General features: G+C 52.2%; 15 protein-coding genes and 5 tRNA genes. 2 read left to right on the top strand and 18 right to left on the bottom strand.

The window, feature by feature from the left end; genetic code table 11:
• Positions 1–47: 47 nt before the first annotated feature.
• The 18 genes from rpoC to pomA all read right to left on the bottom strand — a co-directional run bounded on the left by rpoC (position 48) and on the right by pomA (position 16,778).
• Positions 48–4,292: a DNA-directed RNA polymerase subunit beta' gene (rpoC, locus tag QCD60_RS15020; RefSeq protein WP_104154369.1), complete on the bottom strand. Its 4,245-nt coding sequence runs from the start codon at positions 4,290–4,292 to the stop codon at positions 48–50.
• 77 nt (positions 4,293–4,369) lie between these two features.
• Positions 4,370–8,488, bottom strand: a complete 4,119-nt coding sequence (rpoB, locus tag QCD60_RS15015) for a DNA-directed RNA polymerase subunit beta (protein ID WP_279786633.1) — start codon at positions 8,486–8,488, stop codon at positions 4,370–4,372.
• 210 nt (positions 8,489–8,698) lie between these two features.
• Complete coding sequence (gene rplL, locus QCD60_RS15010) at positions 8,699–9,070, bottom strand: 50S ribosomal protein L7/L12 (protein ID WP_104154373.1); 372 nt, start codon at positions 9,068–9,070, stop codon at positions 8,699–8,701.
• Positions 9,071–9,152: 82 nt separating this feature from the next.
• Positions 9,153–9,653: a 50S ribosomal protein L10 gene (gene rplJ, locus QCD60_RS15005; protein ID WP_104154375.1), complete on the bottom strand. Its 501-nt coding sequence runs from the start codon at positions 9,651–9,653 to the stop codon at positions 9,153–9,155.
• Between the two features lie 184 nt (positions 9,654–9,837).
• A complete protein-coding gene (gene rplA / locus QCD60_RS15000) occupies positions 9,838–10,533 on the bottom strand; it encodes a 50S ribosomal protein L1 (protein WP_110185677.1) in 696 nt (231 codons plus the stop codon).
• A complete protein-coding gene (gene rplK / locus QCD60_RS14995; RefSeq protein WP_279786628.1) occupies positions 10,534–10,965 on the bottom strand; it encodes a 50S ribosomal protein L11 in 432 nt (143 codons plus the stop codon). It lies immediately after the preceding gene.
• 99 nt (positions 10,966–11,064) lie between these two features.
• On the bottom strand, positions 11,065–11,598 hold the full coding sequence (nusG, locus tag QCD60_RS14990) for a transcription termination/antitermination protein NusG (protein ID WP_104154380.1): 534 nt from the start codon (positions 11,596–11,598) through the stop codon (positions 11,065–11,067).
• Positions 11,599–11,607: 9 nt separating this feature from the next.
• Positions 11,608–11,976 carry a preprotein translocase subunit SecE gene (gene secE, locus QCD60_RS14985; protein ID WP_104154382.1) on the bottom strand — a complete coding sequence of 123 codons (369 nt, stop codon included), beginning with the start codon at positions 11,974–11,976 and terminating at the stop codon, positions 11,608–11,610.
• Positions 11,977–12,047: 71 nt separating this feature from the next.
• Positions 12,048–12,123 (bottom strand) — tRNA-Trp (locus tag QCD60_RS14980).
• Between the two features lie 105 nt (positions 12,124–12,228).
• A tRNA-Thr gene (locus QCD60_RS14975) sits at positions 12,229–12,304 on the bottom strand.
• A gap of 4 nt (positions 12,305–12,308) precedes the next feature.
• Positions 12,309–12,383, bottom strand: a tRNA-Gly gene (locus QCD60_RS14970).
• 2 nt (positions 12,384–12,385) lie between these two features.
• Positions 12,386–12,469 (bottom strand) — tRNA-Tyr (locus QCD60_RS14965).
• A gap of 12 nt (positions 12,470–12,481) precedes the next feature.
• Positions 12,482–12,557: transfer RNA gene (locus QCD60_RS14960), tRNA-Thr, on the bottom strand.
• Positions 12,558–12,621: 64 nt separating this feature from the next.
• Complete coding sequence (locus QCD60_RS14955) at positions 12,622–13,263, bottom strand: hypothetical protein (RefSeq protein ID WP_279786625.1); 642 nt, start codon at positions 13,261–13,263, stop codon at positions 12,622–12,624.
• Positions 13,257–14,006: a type III pantothenate kinase gene (locus QCD60_RS14950; RefSeq protein WP_279786623.1), complete on the bottom strand. Its 750-nt coding sequence runs from the start codon at positions 14,004–14,006 to the stop codon at positions 13,257–13,259. The genes QCD60_RS14955 and QCD60_RS14950 overlap by 7 nt, the downstream gene beginning before the upstream one ends.
• Complete coding sequence (birA, locus tag QCD60_RS14945; RefSeq protein WP_279786621.1) at positions 13,987–14,967, bottom strand: bifunctional biotin--[acetyl-CoA-carboxylase] ligase/biotin operon repressor BirA; 981 nt, start codon at positions 14,965–14,967, stop codon at positions 13,987–13,989. Before birA ends, QCD60_RS14950 begins: the two co-directional genes overlap by 20 nt.
• A gap of 68 nt (positions 14,968–15,035) precedes the next feature.
• On the bottom strand, positions 15,036–16,004 hold the full coding sequence (locus QCD60_RS14940) for a flagellar motor protein MotB (RefSeq protein ID WP_279786619.1): 969 nt from the start codon (positions 16,002–16,004) through the stop codon (positions 15,036–15,038).
• 15 nt (positions 16,005–16,019) lie between these two features.
• Positions 16,020–16,778: a flagellar motor protein PomA gene (gene pomA, locus QCD60_RS14935; RefSeq protein WP_104154390.1), complete on the bottom strand. Its 759-nt coding sequence runs from the start codon at positions 16,776–16,778 to the stop codon at positions 16,020–16,022.
• 177 nt (positions 16,779–16,955) lie between these two features.
• On the opposite strand from pomA, the gene QCD60_RS14930 reads away from it, so the two are divergent.
• Together QCD60_RS14930 and ispA are read left to right on the top strand one after the other, a co-directional pair.
• A complete protein-coding gene (locus QCD60_RS14930; protein ID WP_104154391.1) occupies positions 16,956–17,189 on the top strand; it encodes an exodeoxyribonuclease VII small subunit in 234 nt (77 codons plus the stop codon).
• 1 nt (position 17,190) lies between these two features.
• Complete coding sequence (gene ispA / locus QCD60_RS14925; RefSeq protein WP_279786615.1) at positions 17,191–18,072, top strand: (2E,6E)-farnesyl diphosphate synthase; 882 nt, start codon at positions 17,191–17,193, stop codon at positions 18,070–18,072.
• Positions 18,073–18,076 lie beyond the last annotated feature (4 nt).

Here is an 18,076-nt window from a genome sequence, read left to right as displayed (position 1 = left end):
AGATACGCACAATAAAGGGCGCACCCTGACCTTCAACTTTTTCTGGCTCAGGACTCAAGCTGATGCTGTTTCAGCGCTTCGCTCAGAGCCTGACTAATTTCTTCTGCGGTTGGGCCCTGGCTGGCCGCTGGAGCCATTTGAGCTTTAGCACGCTTACGCTTGCGCTCATTGTGATAGGCCAGACCAGTACCGGCAGGAATCAAACGACCTACTACCACGTTCTCCTTCAGACCACGCAGATGATCACTCTTACCAGTGACAGCTGCTTCGGTCAGTACTCGTGTAGTCTCCTGGAAGGAGGCTGCAGAGATGAACGATTCGGTAGCCAGGGACGCCTTGGTGATACCCAGCAGAACACGCTCGTACTTAGCAGGGAAACGCCCTTCAGTGGCGGCCTTTTCATTAGCCTCCAGCATCTGGGTGTACTCCACCTGATCACCTTTGATCAGATTGGTATCACCCGCATCAGTGATATCTACCTTACGCAGCATCTGACGAACGATAACTTCGATGTGCTTGTCGTTGATCACAACGCCTTGCAGTCGGTAAACGTCCTGAATTTCATTGACGATGTATTTCGCCAGTTCACCAACACCCAGAATACGCAGGATATCGTGAGGATTGGACGGACCATCAGCGATGACTTCACCGCGCTCAACGTGTTCGCCTTCGAACACGTTCAGTTGACGCCATTTTGGAATCAGCAGCTCGAAAGGCTCGCTCTCAGCCGGCGTAATCACCAAGCGCTTCTTACCTTTGGTTTCTTTACCGAAGGTCACCACGCCAGATACTTCCGCCAGAATGGCAGGCTCTTTGGGTCGACGTGCTTCAAACAGGTCAGCAACACGCGGCAGACCACCGGTGATGTCCTTGTTACCGGACGACTCCTGAGGAATACGCGCTACAACCTCACCCGCTTTGATGGTAGAACCGTTGTTGATGTTCAACACAGCCTTGGCTGGCAGCAAGTATTGCGCTGGAGCTCCAGAGGACAGCGTCAGCTCGTTACCACCTGCATCCACCAGGCGGATCATGGGACGAATATCCTTACCTGCAGCTGGACGGTCTTTAGGTTCCAACACTTCAACACTGGAAAGACCAGTCAGCTCGTCGGTCTGACGCTTGACAGTAATACCATCGTCCAGACCCACGAACTCGATCTGGCCAGCGACCTCGGCAATGATCGGGTGAGTGTGCGGGTCCCAGTTGGCAACCACATCACCTGGCTCAACACGCTGACCATCAGCCACTTTTACCAGTGCGCCATAAGGAAGCTTATAGCGTTCACGCTCACGGCCATGCTCATCCGTAACACCCAACTCGGAAGAACGAGAAACAACAACCAATACGCCGTCGTCACGTTTTACCGACTTCATGTTGTGCAGGCGGATCTCACCACCATTCTTGACCTGGATGTTGTCGACTGCTGCCGCTCGCGATGCCGCACCACCGATGTGGAACGTACGCATGGTCAGCTGAGTACCGGGCTCACCGATGGACTGAGCAGCGATGACACCGACAGACTCACCGGCATTCACCAGATGACCGCGACCAAGGTCACGACCATAGCACTTAGCACAGATACCATAGCGGGTATCGCAGCTGATAGGTGTACGAACGATAATCTCGTCGACAGAAGACAGGTTTTCGTCTTTCTCCAGACGCTCAACCCAAGCCTCATCGATCAGCGTACCACGACTGATCAGCACATCCTGACTGGCAGGATCCAATACGTCATGAGCAACCACTCGGCCCAGCACGCGCGCACCCAGAGGCACAACAATATCACCACCCTCGATAACCGGGGTCATGATCAGGCCTTCTTCCGTTCCGCAGTCGTCTTCGACTACAACCAGATCCTGTGCTACATCCACCAGACGGCGAGTCAGGTAACCGGAGTTGGCTGTTTTCAATGCGGTATCGGCCAGACCTTTACGAGCGCCGTGAGTAGAGATGAAGTACTGAAGTACACTCAAGCCCTCACGGAAGTTCGCGGTAATAGGTGTCTCGATGATGGAGCCATCAGGTTTGGCCATCAGACCACGCATACCACCCAGCTGACGCATCTGTGCTGCAGAACCACGAGCACCGGAGTCGGCCATCATGTATACGGAGTTAAAGGACTCCTGATCTACTTCGTTACCGTCGCGATCAAGCACTTTCTCACGACCGAGAGTAGCCATCATCGCTTTGGCAATTTCATCGTTAGCCTTCGACCACAAGTCGATAACCTTGTTGTACTTCTCACCAGCCGTTACCAGACCATCGCGGAACTGCTGTTCGATTTCCTTGACCTCACCCTCAGCACGATCAATGATCGCGACCTTGGCATCAGGAATAACGAAATCGTTAACACCGACCGAAGAACCTGAGCGTGCAGCAAAGCTGAAGCCCATATACATCAGCTGGTCAGCAAAGATAACGGTATCTTTCAGACCAACACGACGATATGACTCGTTCAGCAGGCGAGAGATCGATTTCTTCTTCATCGCCTGGTTGATCAGATCAAATGGCAAGCCCTTGGGCACGATATCAAACAGCAGTGCACGGCCAACAGTGGTGTCAGCGATACGTGTACGCTCTTCCACACCGCCGTGAATATCACGAATGACTTCGTGGATACGGACTTTGATCTTGGCTTGGAGATGTACGGCGCGCGCTCCATCTTCAGCAAAGGTGTTGTAAGCCTTGTGAACTTCTTTAAGGTCAGCAAAGATGCGACCTTCGCCACGGGCATTTACACGCTCGCGACTCATGTAATACAGACCCAATACCACGTCCTGAGAAGGAACGATGATAGGCTCACCGTTGGCAGGCGACAGCACGTTATTGGTTGACATCATCAACGCACGCGCTTCCAGCTGGGCTTCCAGTGTCAGCGGTACGTGAACAGCCATCTGGTCACCGTCGAAGTCAGCGTTATAAGCCGCACAGACCAGAGGGTGCAACTGAATAGCCTTACCTTCGATAAGAACTGGCTCAAATGCCTGAATACCCAAACGGTGCAACGTAGGTGCACGGTTAAGCAGCACAGGATGTTCGCGGATGACTTCCTCGAGGATATCCCAGACGAAGCCTTCTTCGCGCTCTACCATTTTCTTGGCAGCTTTGATGGTTGTTGCCAGCCCACGAGCTTCCAGCTTCTGGAAGATAAAAGGCTTGAACAGCTCCAGTGCCATTTTCTTCGGCAGACCGCACTGATGCAGACGCAGGGTCGGGCCCACAGTGATAACGGAACGACCGGAGTAATCGACACGCTTACCCAGCAGGTTCTGACGGAAACGACCCTGTTTACCTTTGATCATGTCAGCCAGAGATTTCAGCGGACGCTTGTTCGAACCCGTAATGGCACGACCACGACGACCATTGTCGAGCAGTGCATCAACTGACTCCTGCAGCATACGCTTCTCGTTACGCACGATAATATCGGGCGCAGCCAGCTCAAGCAGACGCTTCAGACGGTTGTTTCGGTTGATCACACGGCGATACAGGTCATTAAGGTCCGACGTAGCGAACCGGCCACCGTCCAGCGGCACCAATGGACGCAAATCAGGCGGCAGAACTGGCAGCACAGTCAAAATCATCCACTCAGGCTTGTTGCCGGAAGCAACAAATGCCTCCATCAGCTTCAAACGCTTGGACAACTTCTTGATCTTGGTCTCAGAGTTGGTCTGCGGAATTTCTTCACGCAATTGCTGAATTTCCAGCTCAAGATCCAGATCACGCAGCAAGCCCTGAATAGCTTCGGCGCCCATCTTGGCATCAAACTCATCGCCATGCTCTTCGAGCATTTCGTAGTATTCTTCATCACTCAGCAGCTGGCCTTTTTCAAGGTCAGTCATACCGGGATCGATAACCACAAAGGACTCGAAGTACAGCACGCGCTCAATGTCACGCAGCGTCATGTCCAGCAGCAAGCCGATACGGCTTGGCAGGGACTTCAGGAACCAGATGTGCGCAGTTGGAGAAGCCAGCTCGATATGGCCCATACGCTCACGGCGAACCTTGGCCAGAGCAACTTCAACACCGCACTTTTCGCAGATCACACCACGATGCTTGAGGCGCTTGTACTTACCGCACAGGCACTCATAGTCCTTGATAGGACCAAAAATCTTGGCGCAGAAGAGACCATCACGCTCAGGCTTGAACGTACGATAGTTGATGGTCTCCGGCTTCTTTACCTCACCGAACGACCAGGAACGAATCATATCCGGAGAAGCCAGGCCAATCCGGATAGAGTCAAATTCTTGGTGTTGGGCCTGATTCTTTAACAGATTCAGCAAATCTTTCATTGGCCGTACCCCTGGGGAACTTCGTCGTGGGGAGCCTTGTTAGGCCCCCCGCTAATCCTGTCACCTGGTCAGGAAAATCACTCGGTCTCGAGCTCGATGTCGATACCCAACGAGCGAATCTCCTTGACCAACACGTTGAAGGACTCCGGCATGCCGGCCTCCATACGGTGGTCACCGTCCACGATGTTTTTGTACATCTTGGTACGACCATTCACGTCGTCGGATTTAACAGTGAGCATTTCCTGAAGGGTGTAGGCAGCACCGTATGCTTCCAGGGCCCACACTTCCATCTCACCGAAACGCTGACCACCGAACTGTGCCTTACCACCCAGTGGTTGCTGGGTAACCAGACTGTAAGAGCCTGTGGAACGAGCGTGCATCTTGTCATCAACCAGGTGGTTCAGCTTCAACATGTACATGTAGCCGACTGTGACCGGACGATCAAAACGCTCGCCGGTACGACCGTCGAACAGGTTGATCTGACCGCTATCATCGATACCAGCCAAGCGCAGCATGTGTTTGATTTCAGCCTCTTTGGCACCATCGAACACAGGCGTTGCCATTGGCACACCTTTACGCAGGTTGGCAGATAGCTCAAGAATCTCGTCATCACTCAGAGAGTTCAGATCTTCCTGACTGGCAGAAACCAGATTACCTATTGGAGCGTTATAGACTTCCTGAAGGAAAGAACGCAGTTCAGCTACTTTCTCTACACGCTCACGCTCAGCTTCCAGCATGCCGTTGATCTTGTGCCCCAGACCACGAGCAGCAGCGCCCAAGTGAGTCTCCAGCACCTGACCAACGTTCATACGGGAAGGAACGCCCAATGGGTTCAACACGATGTCAACCGGATTGCCTTCAGCATCATAGGGCATATCCTCCACCGGCATGATGATGGAGATAACCCCTTTGTTACCGTGACGACCGGCCATCTTGTCACCGGGCTGAACGCGACGCTTGGTAGCAACATACACTTTGACAATTTTCAGAACACCTGGAGCCAGGTCATCACCTTGCTGCAGCTTCTTCTTCTTGTCTTCAAACTTGTCTTCCTGCTTCTGACGGAACTCCTTCAGATACTGCTGGGCTTTTTCCAACAGCTCAATGGACTCTTCATCAGCTACACGAATTTTGAACCAATCGCCATGAGGCAATGAAGCCAGATAATCATCGCTGATAGTCTGACCTTTGATCAGCCCTGGACCACCATCGGCCGTCTTACCAGAAAGAGCCTGGGCCAGACGCTCGAATGTTGCACGCTCAACGATACGGAATTCTTCATTCAGGTCCTTACGGATCTCGTCAAGCTGCATCTGCTCAATTTCCAGAGCACGCTGATCCTTCTGTACTCCATCACGGGTGAACACCTGAACGTCGATGACCTTCCCATAGGTGCCAGTTTTCACTCGCAGGGATGTATCTTTAACGTCAGATGCTTTCTCACCAAAGATGGCACGCAACAGCTTTTCTTCCGGAGTCAGCTGAGTTTCGCCTTTGGGCGTTACCTTACCAACCAGAATATCGCCAGGACCTACTTCAGCACCGATGTATACCACACCCGAGTCATCCAGCTTGGCCAATGCAGACTCACCCACGTTGGGGATATCGGAAGTAATTTCCTCCGGGCCAAGCTTGGTATCACGGGCCACACAGGTCAGTTCCTGAATGTGGATAGTGGTAAAGCGATCTTCCTGTACGACTCGCTCGGAAATGAGGATGGAATCCTCGTAGTTGTATCCGTTCCATGGCATGAAGGCGATACGCATGTTCTGACCCAGAGCCAGTTCACCCAAATCGACCGACGGACCATCAGCGAGAATATCCTTGCGCTCAACGACATCACCTTCGTTCACAATAGGACGTTGGTTGATGCAAGTGTTCTGGTTAGAGCGCACGTACTTGGTCAGCGTATAGATATCAACCCCTGCTTCACCAGGAATGATCTCATCTTCATTGACACGCACTACGATACGCTTGGCATCAACACGCTCAATCACACCGCCGCGCTTGGCAACGATACATACGCCGGAATCACGTGCGACATAACGCTCCATACCAGTACCAACCAGCGGCTTGTCTGCACGCAGGGTAGGTACAGCCTGACGCTGCATGTTCGAACCCATCAAGGCACGGTTAGCATCGTCGTGCTCAAGGAAAGGGATCAATGAAGCTGCGACAGACACAACCTGACGTGGTGAAACGTCCATGTAGTCGACGCGCTCAGGTGGCATGACAGTAAATTCGTTAAGATGACGAACCTGAACCAGCTCATCAACCAGAGCGCCATCATCGTTCACCTTGGCAGAAGCCTGAGCGATAACGTATTGGCTCTCTTCAATCGCTGACAGGTAGGCGATTTCTTCAGTTACTGTGCCATCAACAACTTTACGGTACGGGCTCTCAAGGAAACCATAACGGTTAGTACGGGCGTAGGTTGCCAGTGAGTTGATAAGACCGATGTTCGGACCTTCAGGCGTTTCAATAGGACATACGCGACCATAGTGGGTCGGATGCACGTCACGAACTTCAAAACCCGCACGCTCACGAGTCAGACCGCCTGGGCCCAATGCTGAAACACGACGTTTGTGCGTCACTTCAGACAGAGGGTTGTTCTGGTCCATAAACTGGGACAGCTGACTGGAACCAAAGAACTCCTTGATCGCTGCCGCAACTGGCTTGGCATTGATCAGATCCTGCGGCATCAGACCATCGGACTCGGCCAATGCCAAACGCTCACGAACTGCACGCTCAACACGCACCAGACCAACACGGAACTGGTTCTCAGCCATCTCGCCAACGGAGCGAATACGGCGGTTCCCCAGATGATCGATGTCGTCCACCACGCCCTTACCGTTGCGAATATCGATCAACGTGGTCAGTACGTCGGTGATGTCTTCATTACTGAGGATACCAGGACCAGTTTCTATGGCCTGACCGCTCTCATCCAGACGATTGATACGGCGGTTGAACTTCATACGACCTACAGCAGAGAAGTCGTAGCGTTCAGGAGCGAAGAACAAATTATTGAACAGCGTCTCGGCAGCCTCACGGGTAGGCGGCTCACCAGGACGCATCATGCGATAGATTTCGACCAACGCTTCCAGCTGGTTACGAGTCGGATCAATAGCCAAGGTATCTGAAATGAAAGGACCACAATCGATGTCGTTGGTATACAACGCATTGATACGGTCGATGCCAGCATTGAGCATTTTTTCCAGCAGTTCCAGTGTAATTTCACTGTTGCACTCAGCAATCAGTTCACCAGTACTCGGATCAAAAATATCACGTGCGGAAATCTTGCCCAGCAGATACTCAATAGGCACTTCCAATTCGTCCAGCCCGGTTTTCTCCAGCTGACGAATATGACGAGCAGTAATACGACGCCCCTGCTCTACAATGACGTTACCTGATGCATCTTTGACATCAAAGCTCAGTGTCTCACCACGCAGGCGGGAAGCCACCAGCTCCATCGTCACGCCATCGGCACTCAGACGGAAGGTTGTGGTATCAAAGAACATCTCCAGAATTTCTTCTGAAGAGTAGCCCAGAGCACGTAGCAGAATCGTAGCAGGCAGTTTGCGACGACGATCGATACGAACAAAGACACAATCTTTGGGATCGTATTCGAAATCCAGCCATGAGCCACGATAAGGAATAATACGAGCGGAATAAAGCAACTTGCCTGATGAGTGAGTCTTACCACGATCATGATCGAAAAACACACCAGGAGAACGGTGCAATTGCGACACAATTACACGCTCGGTACCGTTGACAACGAAGGTACCGTTATCAGTCATCAATGGGATTTCACCCATGTAGACTTCTTGCTCTTTGATATCCTTGACCGCTTTATTGGGTGACTCTTTATCAAAGATCACCAGACGGACTTTCACCCGCAGCGGTGCAGCGAAGGTCAAACCACGCAGTTGACATTCCTTGACGTCAAATACAGGTTCACCCAGGCGATAACTGACATATTCCAGCGATGCGTTGCCAGAATAGGACTGTATCGGGAAGACAGACTTAAACGCAGCGTGGAGGCCAATGTCCTTGCGATGAGCCAGTGCCACACCGGTTTGCAGGAACTTCCGATATGAATCTATTTGGATTGCCAACAAATATGGCACATCCATCACGGGGGGCAGTTTCCCGAAATCCTTACGGATACGTTTTCTTTCAGTATACGAGTAAGCCATCAGCGTTCCCCAGCTTGTGCACCTGACTCAAAAGACAATAACAGCCACCGCCATCTCTTTTTTCTGGCCGGACTGACTGTCTGAGAAAATGAGCTTGGATAGCCGCTCCACATGGGCTGCATTTTAAGCGAGAAAAGGCCGGTGGCGATGGCCACCAGCCCCAACTAGTAATAGTATCGTCAGGCAATAGAAAATGCCATAAGAATAAAATTACTTGATCTCTACAGTGGCGCCAGCTTCTTCCAGCTCTTTCTTCAGCTTTTCAGCTTCGTCTTTGCTGATGCCTTCTTTCAGAGTAGAAGGAGCACCATCAACCATGTCTTTGGCTTCTTTCAGGCCCAGACCGGTAGCAGCACGAACCACTTTGATAACGTTAACTTTCTTTTCGCCAGCAGAAGCCAGGATCACGTCGAATTCGGTTTTCTCTTCTACAGCTTCAGCAGCGGCAGCAGGACCAGCAGCTACAGCAGCAGCAGCGGTAACACCGAACTTCTCTTCCATCATCTTGATCAGTTCTACAACGTCCATTACAGACATTTCGGCAACTGCGTTGATGATATCTTCTTTAGAAATAGCGGACATTTTGAATCTTTCCTAAACGTATAACATTTCTGCCAAACAGAAATGATTAATCGATACTTTAAGCAACTTATCCCTACAAGGATTAAGCGGCTTGGCCTTCTTTCTGGTCGCGAATCGCAGCCAAAGTACGTGCCAGCTTGCTGGTTGCACCTTGGATTACGCTCATCAGCTGTGCAACAGCTTCGTCGTAGGTTGGCAGAGTTGCCAGGATGTCAATCTGAGCTGCAGTCATGAACTTACCTTCGTAAGCCAGACCCTTTACCTCAAACTTGTCATTACCTTTCGCAAACTCTTTGAACAGACGAGCGCCAGCGCCTGGATGCTCATTTGAGAAAGCAATAAGGGTTGGCCCCTTGAAAACCTCGTTCAGGCATTCAAATTGGGTACCTTCCATTGCGCGACGAGCCAGAGTGTTACGTACAACACGAACGTAAACTCCATTCTCACGCGCTTGCTTACGCAGACCAGTCATGTGCTCTACAGTCACACCACGGGCATCAGCAACCACGGCAGAAAGCGCGCCTTTAGCCACCTCGCTGACTTCAGCGACAATGGCCTTCTTGTCTTCAAGTTTCAAAGCCACGGGCTTTCTCCTGGATATTTCCATACCACACCCCTGAAATCAGGGGCACTTTTGGTGGTCAGACTCAACAAGGTTGAGCCGGGACACCATCTGCGCAGGCAACATTAAGAACCAAGGCTCACCTGCGGTCTTTGACGGCCCCCAGTACATATCCAGGGACCCCAAAGTTCGATCGCAACATGAATTATACGTTCAGGCTGCTCAAATCCACTACCAGACCAGGTCCCATAGTGGTAGACAGGGTTACCTTCTTCAGGTAAACCCCTTTGGAAGTAGAAGGTTTGGCTTTCTTCAGATCACCAACCAGAGCTTCCAGGTTTTCCTTGATAGCACCCGCCTCAAAGCCCAGCTTACCTAGACCACAGTGGATGATACCGTTTTTGTCGGTACGGTAACGAACCTGACCAGCCTTGGCATTTTTAACCGCGGTAGCAACATCAGGAGTAACAGTACCCACCTTTGGGTTAGGCATCAGGCCACGAGGACCAAGAATCTGACCCAACTGACCAACTACACGCATTGCATCTGGAGTAGCAATGACAACATCAAAGTCCAGATTACCAGCTTTAACTGCATCAGCCAGATCATCAAAACCTACTACGTCAGCACCTGCAGCCTTAGCGGCTTCAGCATTGGCACCCTGAGCGAACACTGCCACGCGTACAGTTTTACCAGTACCGTTAGGCAGAACAGTGGAACCACGAACAACCTGATCAGATTTACGTGGATCAACACCCAGGTTCACAGCCACATCAATGGACTCAGTGAACTTTACTTTTGACAGATCTGCCAGCAGAGTTACAGCATCTTCAACACTGTACAGTTTGCCAGGCTGAACTTTCTCAGCGATCAGCTTTGCACGCTTAGTCAGCTTTGCCATTTATACGCCCTCCACATCCAGGCCCATAGAACGAGCACTACCGGCGATAGTACGCACAGCAGCATCCATGTCGCCTGCAGTCAGGTCGGGCATTTTTGCCTTGGCAATTTCTTCAAGCTGAGCACGATTCACCTTACCCACTTTCTGAGTATTGGGACGCGGTGAACCACTCTTCAGACCCGCAGCCTTCTTCAACAGAATTGAAGCAGGAGGAGTCTTAGTGATGAAGGTGAAGCTACGATCAGCATAAACGGTAATAACTACAGGTGTAGGCAGACCCAGCTCAAGACCTTGAGTCCTGGCATTGAACGCCTTACAGAATTCCATAATGTTAACACCGTGCTGACCCAGAGCTGGACCAACGGGTGGGCTAGGGTTAGCTTGACCAGCCTTAACCTGCAGCTTGATATAAGCTGTAATTTTCTTTGCCATGTTTCACTCCAATGGGTAATAGCGCCCGAAGGCTCCCCGTTTCACAGGTAAGCAAAAGCCCCGATACAATCGAGGCGAACGCTTACTAGCACAATCCAATCAAGCCTTCTCGACCTGACCGAACTCCAGCTCTACAGGAGTAGAGCGTCCAAAAATTAAAACAGCCACATGAAGCCGGTTTTTCTCGTAGTTCACTTCTTCAACGACACCGCTGAAATCAGCAAACGGACCATCAATAACACGCACTGCTTCACCAGGCTCAAATACAGTCTTGGGCTTGGGCTTATCAACAACAGATTCCACACGCTGCAGGATAGCAGCCGCCTCTTTATCACTGATAGGAGCAGGCTTGTCTGCAGTACCACCGATAAAACCCATTACACGAGGCGTTTCCTTAACCAAGTGCCAAGCAGCCTCGTTCATATCCATCTGAACCAATACATAGCCAGGATAGAATTTGCGCTCACTTTTGCGCTTCACACCATTGCGAATCTCTACAACTTCCTCAGTAGGAACCAAGATATCGCCAAAATGCTCTTCCATGTCATTCAGCTTGATACGATCTTTCAACGTGCGCATCACGTTTTTCTCGTATCCAGAGTACGCATGAACTACATACCAACGCTTAGCCATGCCACCTCCTTAACCGATGACCAAAGAAACCAAGAAACTGAGCAATGAATCCAATGCCCATAACAACAAAGACATCAGCAGAACCACTGCAACAACAATCAAAGTAGTCTGAGTTGTTTCCTGGCGAGTTGGCCATACAACCTTACGAACCTCTGTCTTAGCCTCTTTTAGCAACGCAAAGAAAGACTTCCCCTTTGCAGTTTGCAGAGCAACAAAAGCCGCAACAGCAGCCAGAACAAGCAACGCAACTACCCTGTATAACAGGGATTGTTCAGAATACATTGCATTACCAACCACACCGACAGCCACCAGGGCAGCAACAACTACCCACTTCAGACCATCCAGCTTGGATTCCTGAACTTCTGCCTTCCCACTCATCCAGGCGCCTCTATTCAAGTGCTTTTGTTACGGGGTGTGCCATTTCGGCAGGAGAGATTCGACTGGAGTATTGGCAGGGCAGGAGGGATTCGAACCCCCAACATTCGGTTTTGGAGACCGACGTTCTGCCGTTGGAACTACTGCCCTGTCATCACTCAATTTAGCCGGACGCGTATGGTATATATCTAAACCACCCGATGCAAGAACTTTCCCACACCAAAACGCCAACCTTTGAGTTACACCGTCAAACAATGGAGCTCATGAGCAGACTCGAACTGCCGACCTCACCCTTACCAAGGGTGTGCTCTACCAACTGAGCTACATGAGCATACTGGAGCGGGCAGCGGGAATCGAACCCGCATCATCAGCTTGGAAGGCTGAGGTAATAGCCATTATACGATGCCCGCGCTGGTGGTGGGGGGTGGATTCGAACCACCGAAGCTCACGCGTCAGATTTACAGTCTGATCCCTTTGGCCACTCGGGAACCCCACCGCGCTTAGATAATGGTGCCGGCACCAGGAATCGAACCCGGGACCTACTGATTACAAGTCAGTTGCTCTACCTACTGAGCTATACCGGCTTAGTCACCACCACTTGCGTAGCGGGTGCGAATATTACTCAAGGAATCAGATACTTGCAATACCCTAATTACAAAGAATTTTACTTAACTGCATTTGCTGCTGATCTTTAGCCGGCAACCCAGCAATTATCTCTGCCCATGTATCAGCATAAGTGCTATCAACACGCAACATCCATTGCTCGCTTGCATGATCAATGGAATAGATTAGCGGCCTTAATCCAAGCGCACTGACAGTAGCCTGAACGTAGTCCGCTGCTGATCTACGCGTAAATCGCCCTATAGAGATAAACCCCTTAAGCTGCCCAGCATCAATAACATAGGCATCAATCCCCTCAGCAGATAGTTTCTCCAGCCACGACTGACGCTGAGTCACATCCCGCGTTTCCAGGTACACCCAATAATCAGGGGAAGCCGCTTCCGCATAACGAACCATCGTGGCCGCCACCCCCTTTGACTGCAGCCATCCCAACCACGTTTTCGCCAATGCTTCGCTGCCCAGCATGACACCAAGACATGCCTTCTGCGCTTCCTCGGCCCGCTGCTGCAACGAACTTGCAGCCATTTCATGCCCCATTAGCAATCTCTGATCAGCCAAGGCAGGCAGCATCAAACCCAAGCCCGCGCTCTCTTCCTGCTCACGCTGCCATCCCCACCAAGCCACTGCCAGATTAATAACAATCAGCACCAGCCACGCATGTCTTAACATTCTGCCGACCTCGCCATGATCGCGAGACCATCGAGTACCAGGTCAGGGCAATGCACACACAACCGCCCCTGCAGCACGGGTAGCACCTTATCAGCATCGCCACCCGCAACCACAAAGCGCGACACCGCCGAATAGCTCTCAGCCTGCACAATCATTTGCCTGATAAAACCTTGCCACATAAGCAGGCGGCCATGTCCCACACAGCTATCCGTATCATCTCCTGGCAAGGTATCGCTCATCATTTCTGCTCGCACATGAATGCGCTGGGTATTACCCAGCAAGGCCTGCTGCAACATGGCCCAGCCTTGCACGATGTAGCCACCCAGATGCCGACCATCTGCTGCAACAAAATCGACAGTTAGCGCACTGCCAGCATTGAAAACACACAGACAATCAGAGGGGTACGCATTGCGCGCCGCAACCATAGCCAGCCAGCGATCCACTCCCAGACGACCCGGCTCGCGATAGGCGTTTACAACCCCCGCTGCACTTGACTCAGAGGCTGCCAAATAGAGTGACCACTGGCATTCCTGTGCATATTGCTGCCACTGCTGCACGGCAGCAGGCGCACCCACCGATGACAACGCCAGGGCGCGTACACCATCAGCCTGCAACTCCTCCATTACCACCGCAGAATCGGCACTGGGTCGATACATGACCGGTCCCAGCCGATTCATCGCATAGCGAACACGCCACTTAATTCGTGTATTACCAACATCTACTTCAGCTTGTGGAAAGCGCACGAACACTCACCTCACCACCATGAAATACTTCTTCACCCTGTTCAGTGGCAACGCGCAGACCGCCTGTATCCGTAAGCCCCACCATCACCCCTTCAGTGCACTGCTCTCCCGCCTGCAAGCGCACCGCCAGCCCCTGATGAACGCTAAACGACATCCACTCCTGCTTAACGGCCACAAAACCCTCACGCTGAAACACCTGCAGCACGGCAACCAGCTCCTGCAGCAGATCAGCCAGCAGGCGATTACGCCCATAGCCTTCGGGCAAGTAAGACCGCAAACTGCACCAGGGCTGCGTGATCTGCTCCATCTGATCCTGCATCTCCACATTCACGCCCACACCAATGACCACCTGGCAAACACCGCCAGCCTCGCCGCTGAGTTCCAGCAAGATGCCAGCGACTTTTTTATTCTCAATCAACACATCGTTCGGCCACTTTAGTCCCACACCGCTGACTCCGGCCTTGCTGAGCGTCCGCGCCAGTGCAAGCCCGACAGCCAGGCTCAAACCTTCCAGTGCAGCGAGACCGGACTGGAAGGACCAGATAAGAGAAAAATAGATATTTTCTCCAAAAGGACTGACCCAGGCTCGCCCGCGGCGCCCACGTCCTGCCGCCTGATGCTCAGCGATAATGAGGTGACCATGTCCACTCTCGCACCGCGTCAGCTCCAGAGCAGTCTTGTTACTCGAATCCAGACTCAGGAAGTAATGTAAAGTAAGCAACTCGCGCGTCACGGCATTACTCTTGAGGGTCGAGTCCAGCCATAGCACATCGATCAGCTCGAGCGGTCGTACCAGACGGTAGCCCCGCCCTTTCACCGCATGTAAAACGAGCCCAAGCGCTTCAAGCTTTTGCAGCTGCTTCCACACTGCCGCCCGACTTACACCCAGCGCCTCACCCAGCTCTGCTCCGGAATGCCACTGGCCATCCGCCAGCGTATCGAGCACCTGCTTCAAATCCATCACCGAACCTCGACAAAGCACAGACTGTCATGACAGGTATCCACGCAACACCTGCATCACCATTACTGTTAGAAAATTTCCTGAGGAGCCAGAGGAACAGCCTCATTGGTAGTTGGTGGTGGAGTAACCAACGGTTCGTCACTTTGCAGATCTTTACCTTGATGAATGACTATTTCCACCCGACGGTTGGCAGCTCTATTGGCAGATGTATTATTGGGCGCCAACGGATGGGTGTCCGCATACCCCACCACACTAAACCGACGCTGATCCAGCCGCCCATCGGAAAACAATTCCTCCGCGACTGACAGAGCACGAGCAGTCGACAGAGCCCAGTTGGACTGGAACAACGCAGTATGAATAGGCACGTTATCGGTATGCCCTTCAATCGAGATACGCCCACGCACACCAAGCAGCACATCGCGAATTTTGGCCATGATAGGCACAAAGGCATAGTTCATTGCTGCGGACCCTGATTCGAACGAGCCCTGCTCCTTGACACGAATGATGATTTTTTGCTCCTGCGTCTCAACCTCTATGGAGCCTTTGGCGATTTCCGCATTCAGCGCTGAGGCGACATTGATTGCTGTCTCCTCCGTCTGCTGCTGAGCCTCCCTGTCTTCCTGGGATTGCTGCTGACTATCCTGCTGCGCAGAAGCCTGCGGATTATTTTCCTCATTCTGCTCTTCCGGTGGATTCACCACACGACCAGGAGCACATTGCACGTCAAGCGTGCTGCGTGTCTGGTCCGTAGTAAACTGGCGCACCTCATTGAGCGGAGTAGGTTCAGGACGCCCCGGACTGAACTCCTGAGCGATGATACTGGTCCCCTTAGGGATATCTTTCACCTGTAGTTGATTCTGCACCCCAAACGCTGCGCGCATGGAACCAGCAATCTGCTTGTACTTCAGCACATCCATTTCGGAGAAGGACAGTAATAGAACGAAGAAGCACATCATTAGGGACATCAGGTCGGCAAAGGTTGCCAACCAGGCAGGCAAGCCAGGCTTACATTTACACTCTTCTACATCATCGCTCATGGGCGCCCCACCCTATCACGCTTCCGCTGTGCCGCGTTTCGACTCTGGCAGATAGTTCTTCAACATCTGTTCGATAACCCGGGGGTTCTGACCTGCCTGAATAGCCAGCAAGCCATCGACCACAATGGCGCCGCACTCAGCCTCTTCTTCATTGCGATTTTTCAGCTTGTCTGCAATGGGAAGACATATCACGCTTGCCAGCAAGGCGCCGTACAGTGTTGTCAGCAGGGCAACAGCCATGGCAGGCCCTATGGCCTTGGGATCACTCATATTGGCCAGCATCTGCACCAGACCGATCAGGGTACCGATCATCCCCATGGCTGGTGCGACATCACCCAATGCTTCAAATATCTTGATACTGCTTTCGTGCCGCCCCTTGGACAGGCGTAATTCTTTATTGAGTAACGTTCTAACCACCTCAGGATCATGTCCGTCTACCAGCAGCTGCATACCCCGCTGCATGAACGGGCTGGATACCTGTTTGTCTTCCAGCGACAACAGACCTCCCTTGCGGGCAGCATCTGCGACCTCAACAATTTCCTGAATGAGAACGTTCGGATCGACCGACTTGAACATGAAGGCTTTGGCAGCGGTTTTACCGGCACCAAGAAATTGACCCAGAGTGAACTTGATCAGTGCGACCAGCAGCGCTCCACCAAATACAATCAGGATAGATGGCACATCTATAAAGACGCCGAGACTTCCACCCATTACCATGGCAGCGACAATAAGACCCATCGCTCCCACCAGTCCGACCAGCGTTGCTATGTCCACGGCATCCCCTTCACTTCATCCACGTGATTAGTACGATCGATCCCTTGCGGCTTAACAGTTGTTTGGCAATACCTTAGGCATGGCACACACGCCTGTTATTATAGGGCACATTGTCGTTAAAATGGCACGCGGTCATAGCTTGCCTGTGATTCAGGCAGATGCCAAGGGAGACTAAGGTTGGCACGCAAAAAGAAAGTCGAGTTTGAGCAGGCACTGCAGGAGCTGGAAACGCTGGTGCAGCAGCTGGAGCAGGGAGACCTCAGCCTGGAGGCGTCGCTAAGCGCCTTTGAGCAGGGAATTGCTCTGGCCAGAGAGTGCCAGCAGACACTCAGTGATGCGGAGCAACGGGTACATCTGGTTCTTGAACAAAATGGTCAAGTCAGCAAGCCCCCCTTTCAGGACGACATCTGACATGCACCAACTGCAAACAGCCTCACTACACTGGCAGCATCAGGTAGATGAGGCGCTCAAGCGCTACATTGATGACTACGCAGGCGCTGAACTACTCACACAGGCAATGCGATACAGTCTGTTCAACGGCGGTAAACGCATCCGCCCCATATTGTGCTATGCCACCTCACAGGCATTAAAGGTCGACACGAAACTGCTCGACGCGTATGCCGCTGCCATCGAGTGCATCCACGCCTACTCCCTCATTCATGACGATCTTCCAGCCATGGATGATGACGACCTGCGACGTGGCAAGCCAACCTGTCATGTAGCTTATGGAGAGGCCACTGCCATTCTTGCAGGCGACGCTCTCAACACCCTGGCATTTCAGCTGATCAGCGAAGAGAGCGCCCTACCTGCCGCAGTACGTATACAACTTATACGCTGCCTCAGCCGGGCAGCAGGTATGCACGGCATGGTCGCAGGCCAGATGATGGATATGGCGGCCACAGGGCAGCAAATCACGCTGCCTCAACTTGAACGCTTGCATCGCCATAAGACCGGTGCCTTGCTGCTTGCCGCAGTAGAAGGCCCTGCCATGGTTGCCCAGCCGACAGAAGCAATACGCACAGGCCTGCAGGAGTATGCCCGCTGTATTGGGCTGGCATTTCAGGTTCAGGATGACATTCTGGATATTGAGGGCGATACCGCCACGCTGGGCAAACCTCAGGGTTCAGACCTGCAGCACAATAAGTCAACCTATCCTGCGCTACTCGGCCTTGAACAGGCCAGAGAATACGCGGCAAAGTTGATCGACACAGCCATTACCAGCCTGGCCCCACTGGGTGACCACGCTGCACTGCTGCGCGAGCTTGCCTATTATATTGTTCGCCGCAATCACTGAGCGA

Origin of the sequence: Pokkaliibacter sp. MBI-7, assembly GCF_029846635.1 — a bacterium.
Taxonomy (GTDB): Bacteria; Pseudomonadota; Gammaproteobacteria; order Pseudomonadales; family Balneatricaceae; genus Pokkaliibacter.
Note: the sequence above shows the minus strand (reverse complement) of the source record. Positions and strands in the feature narration are given on the sequence as shown.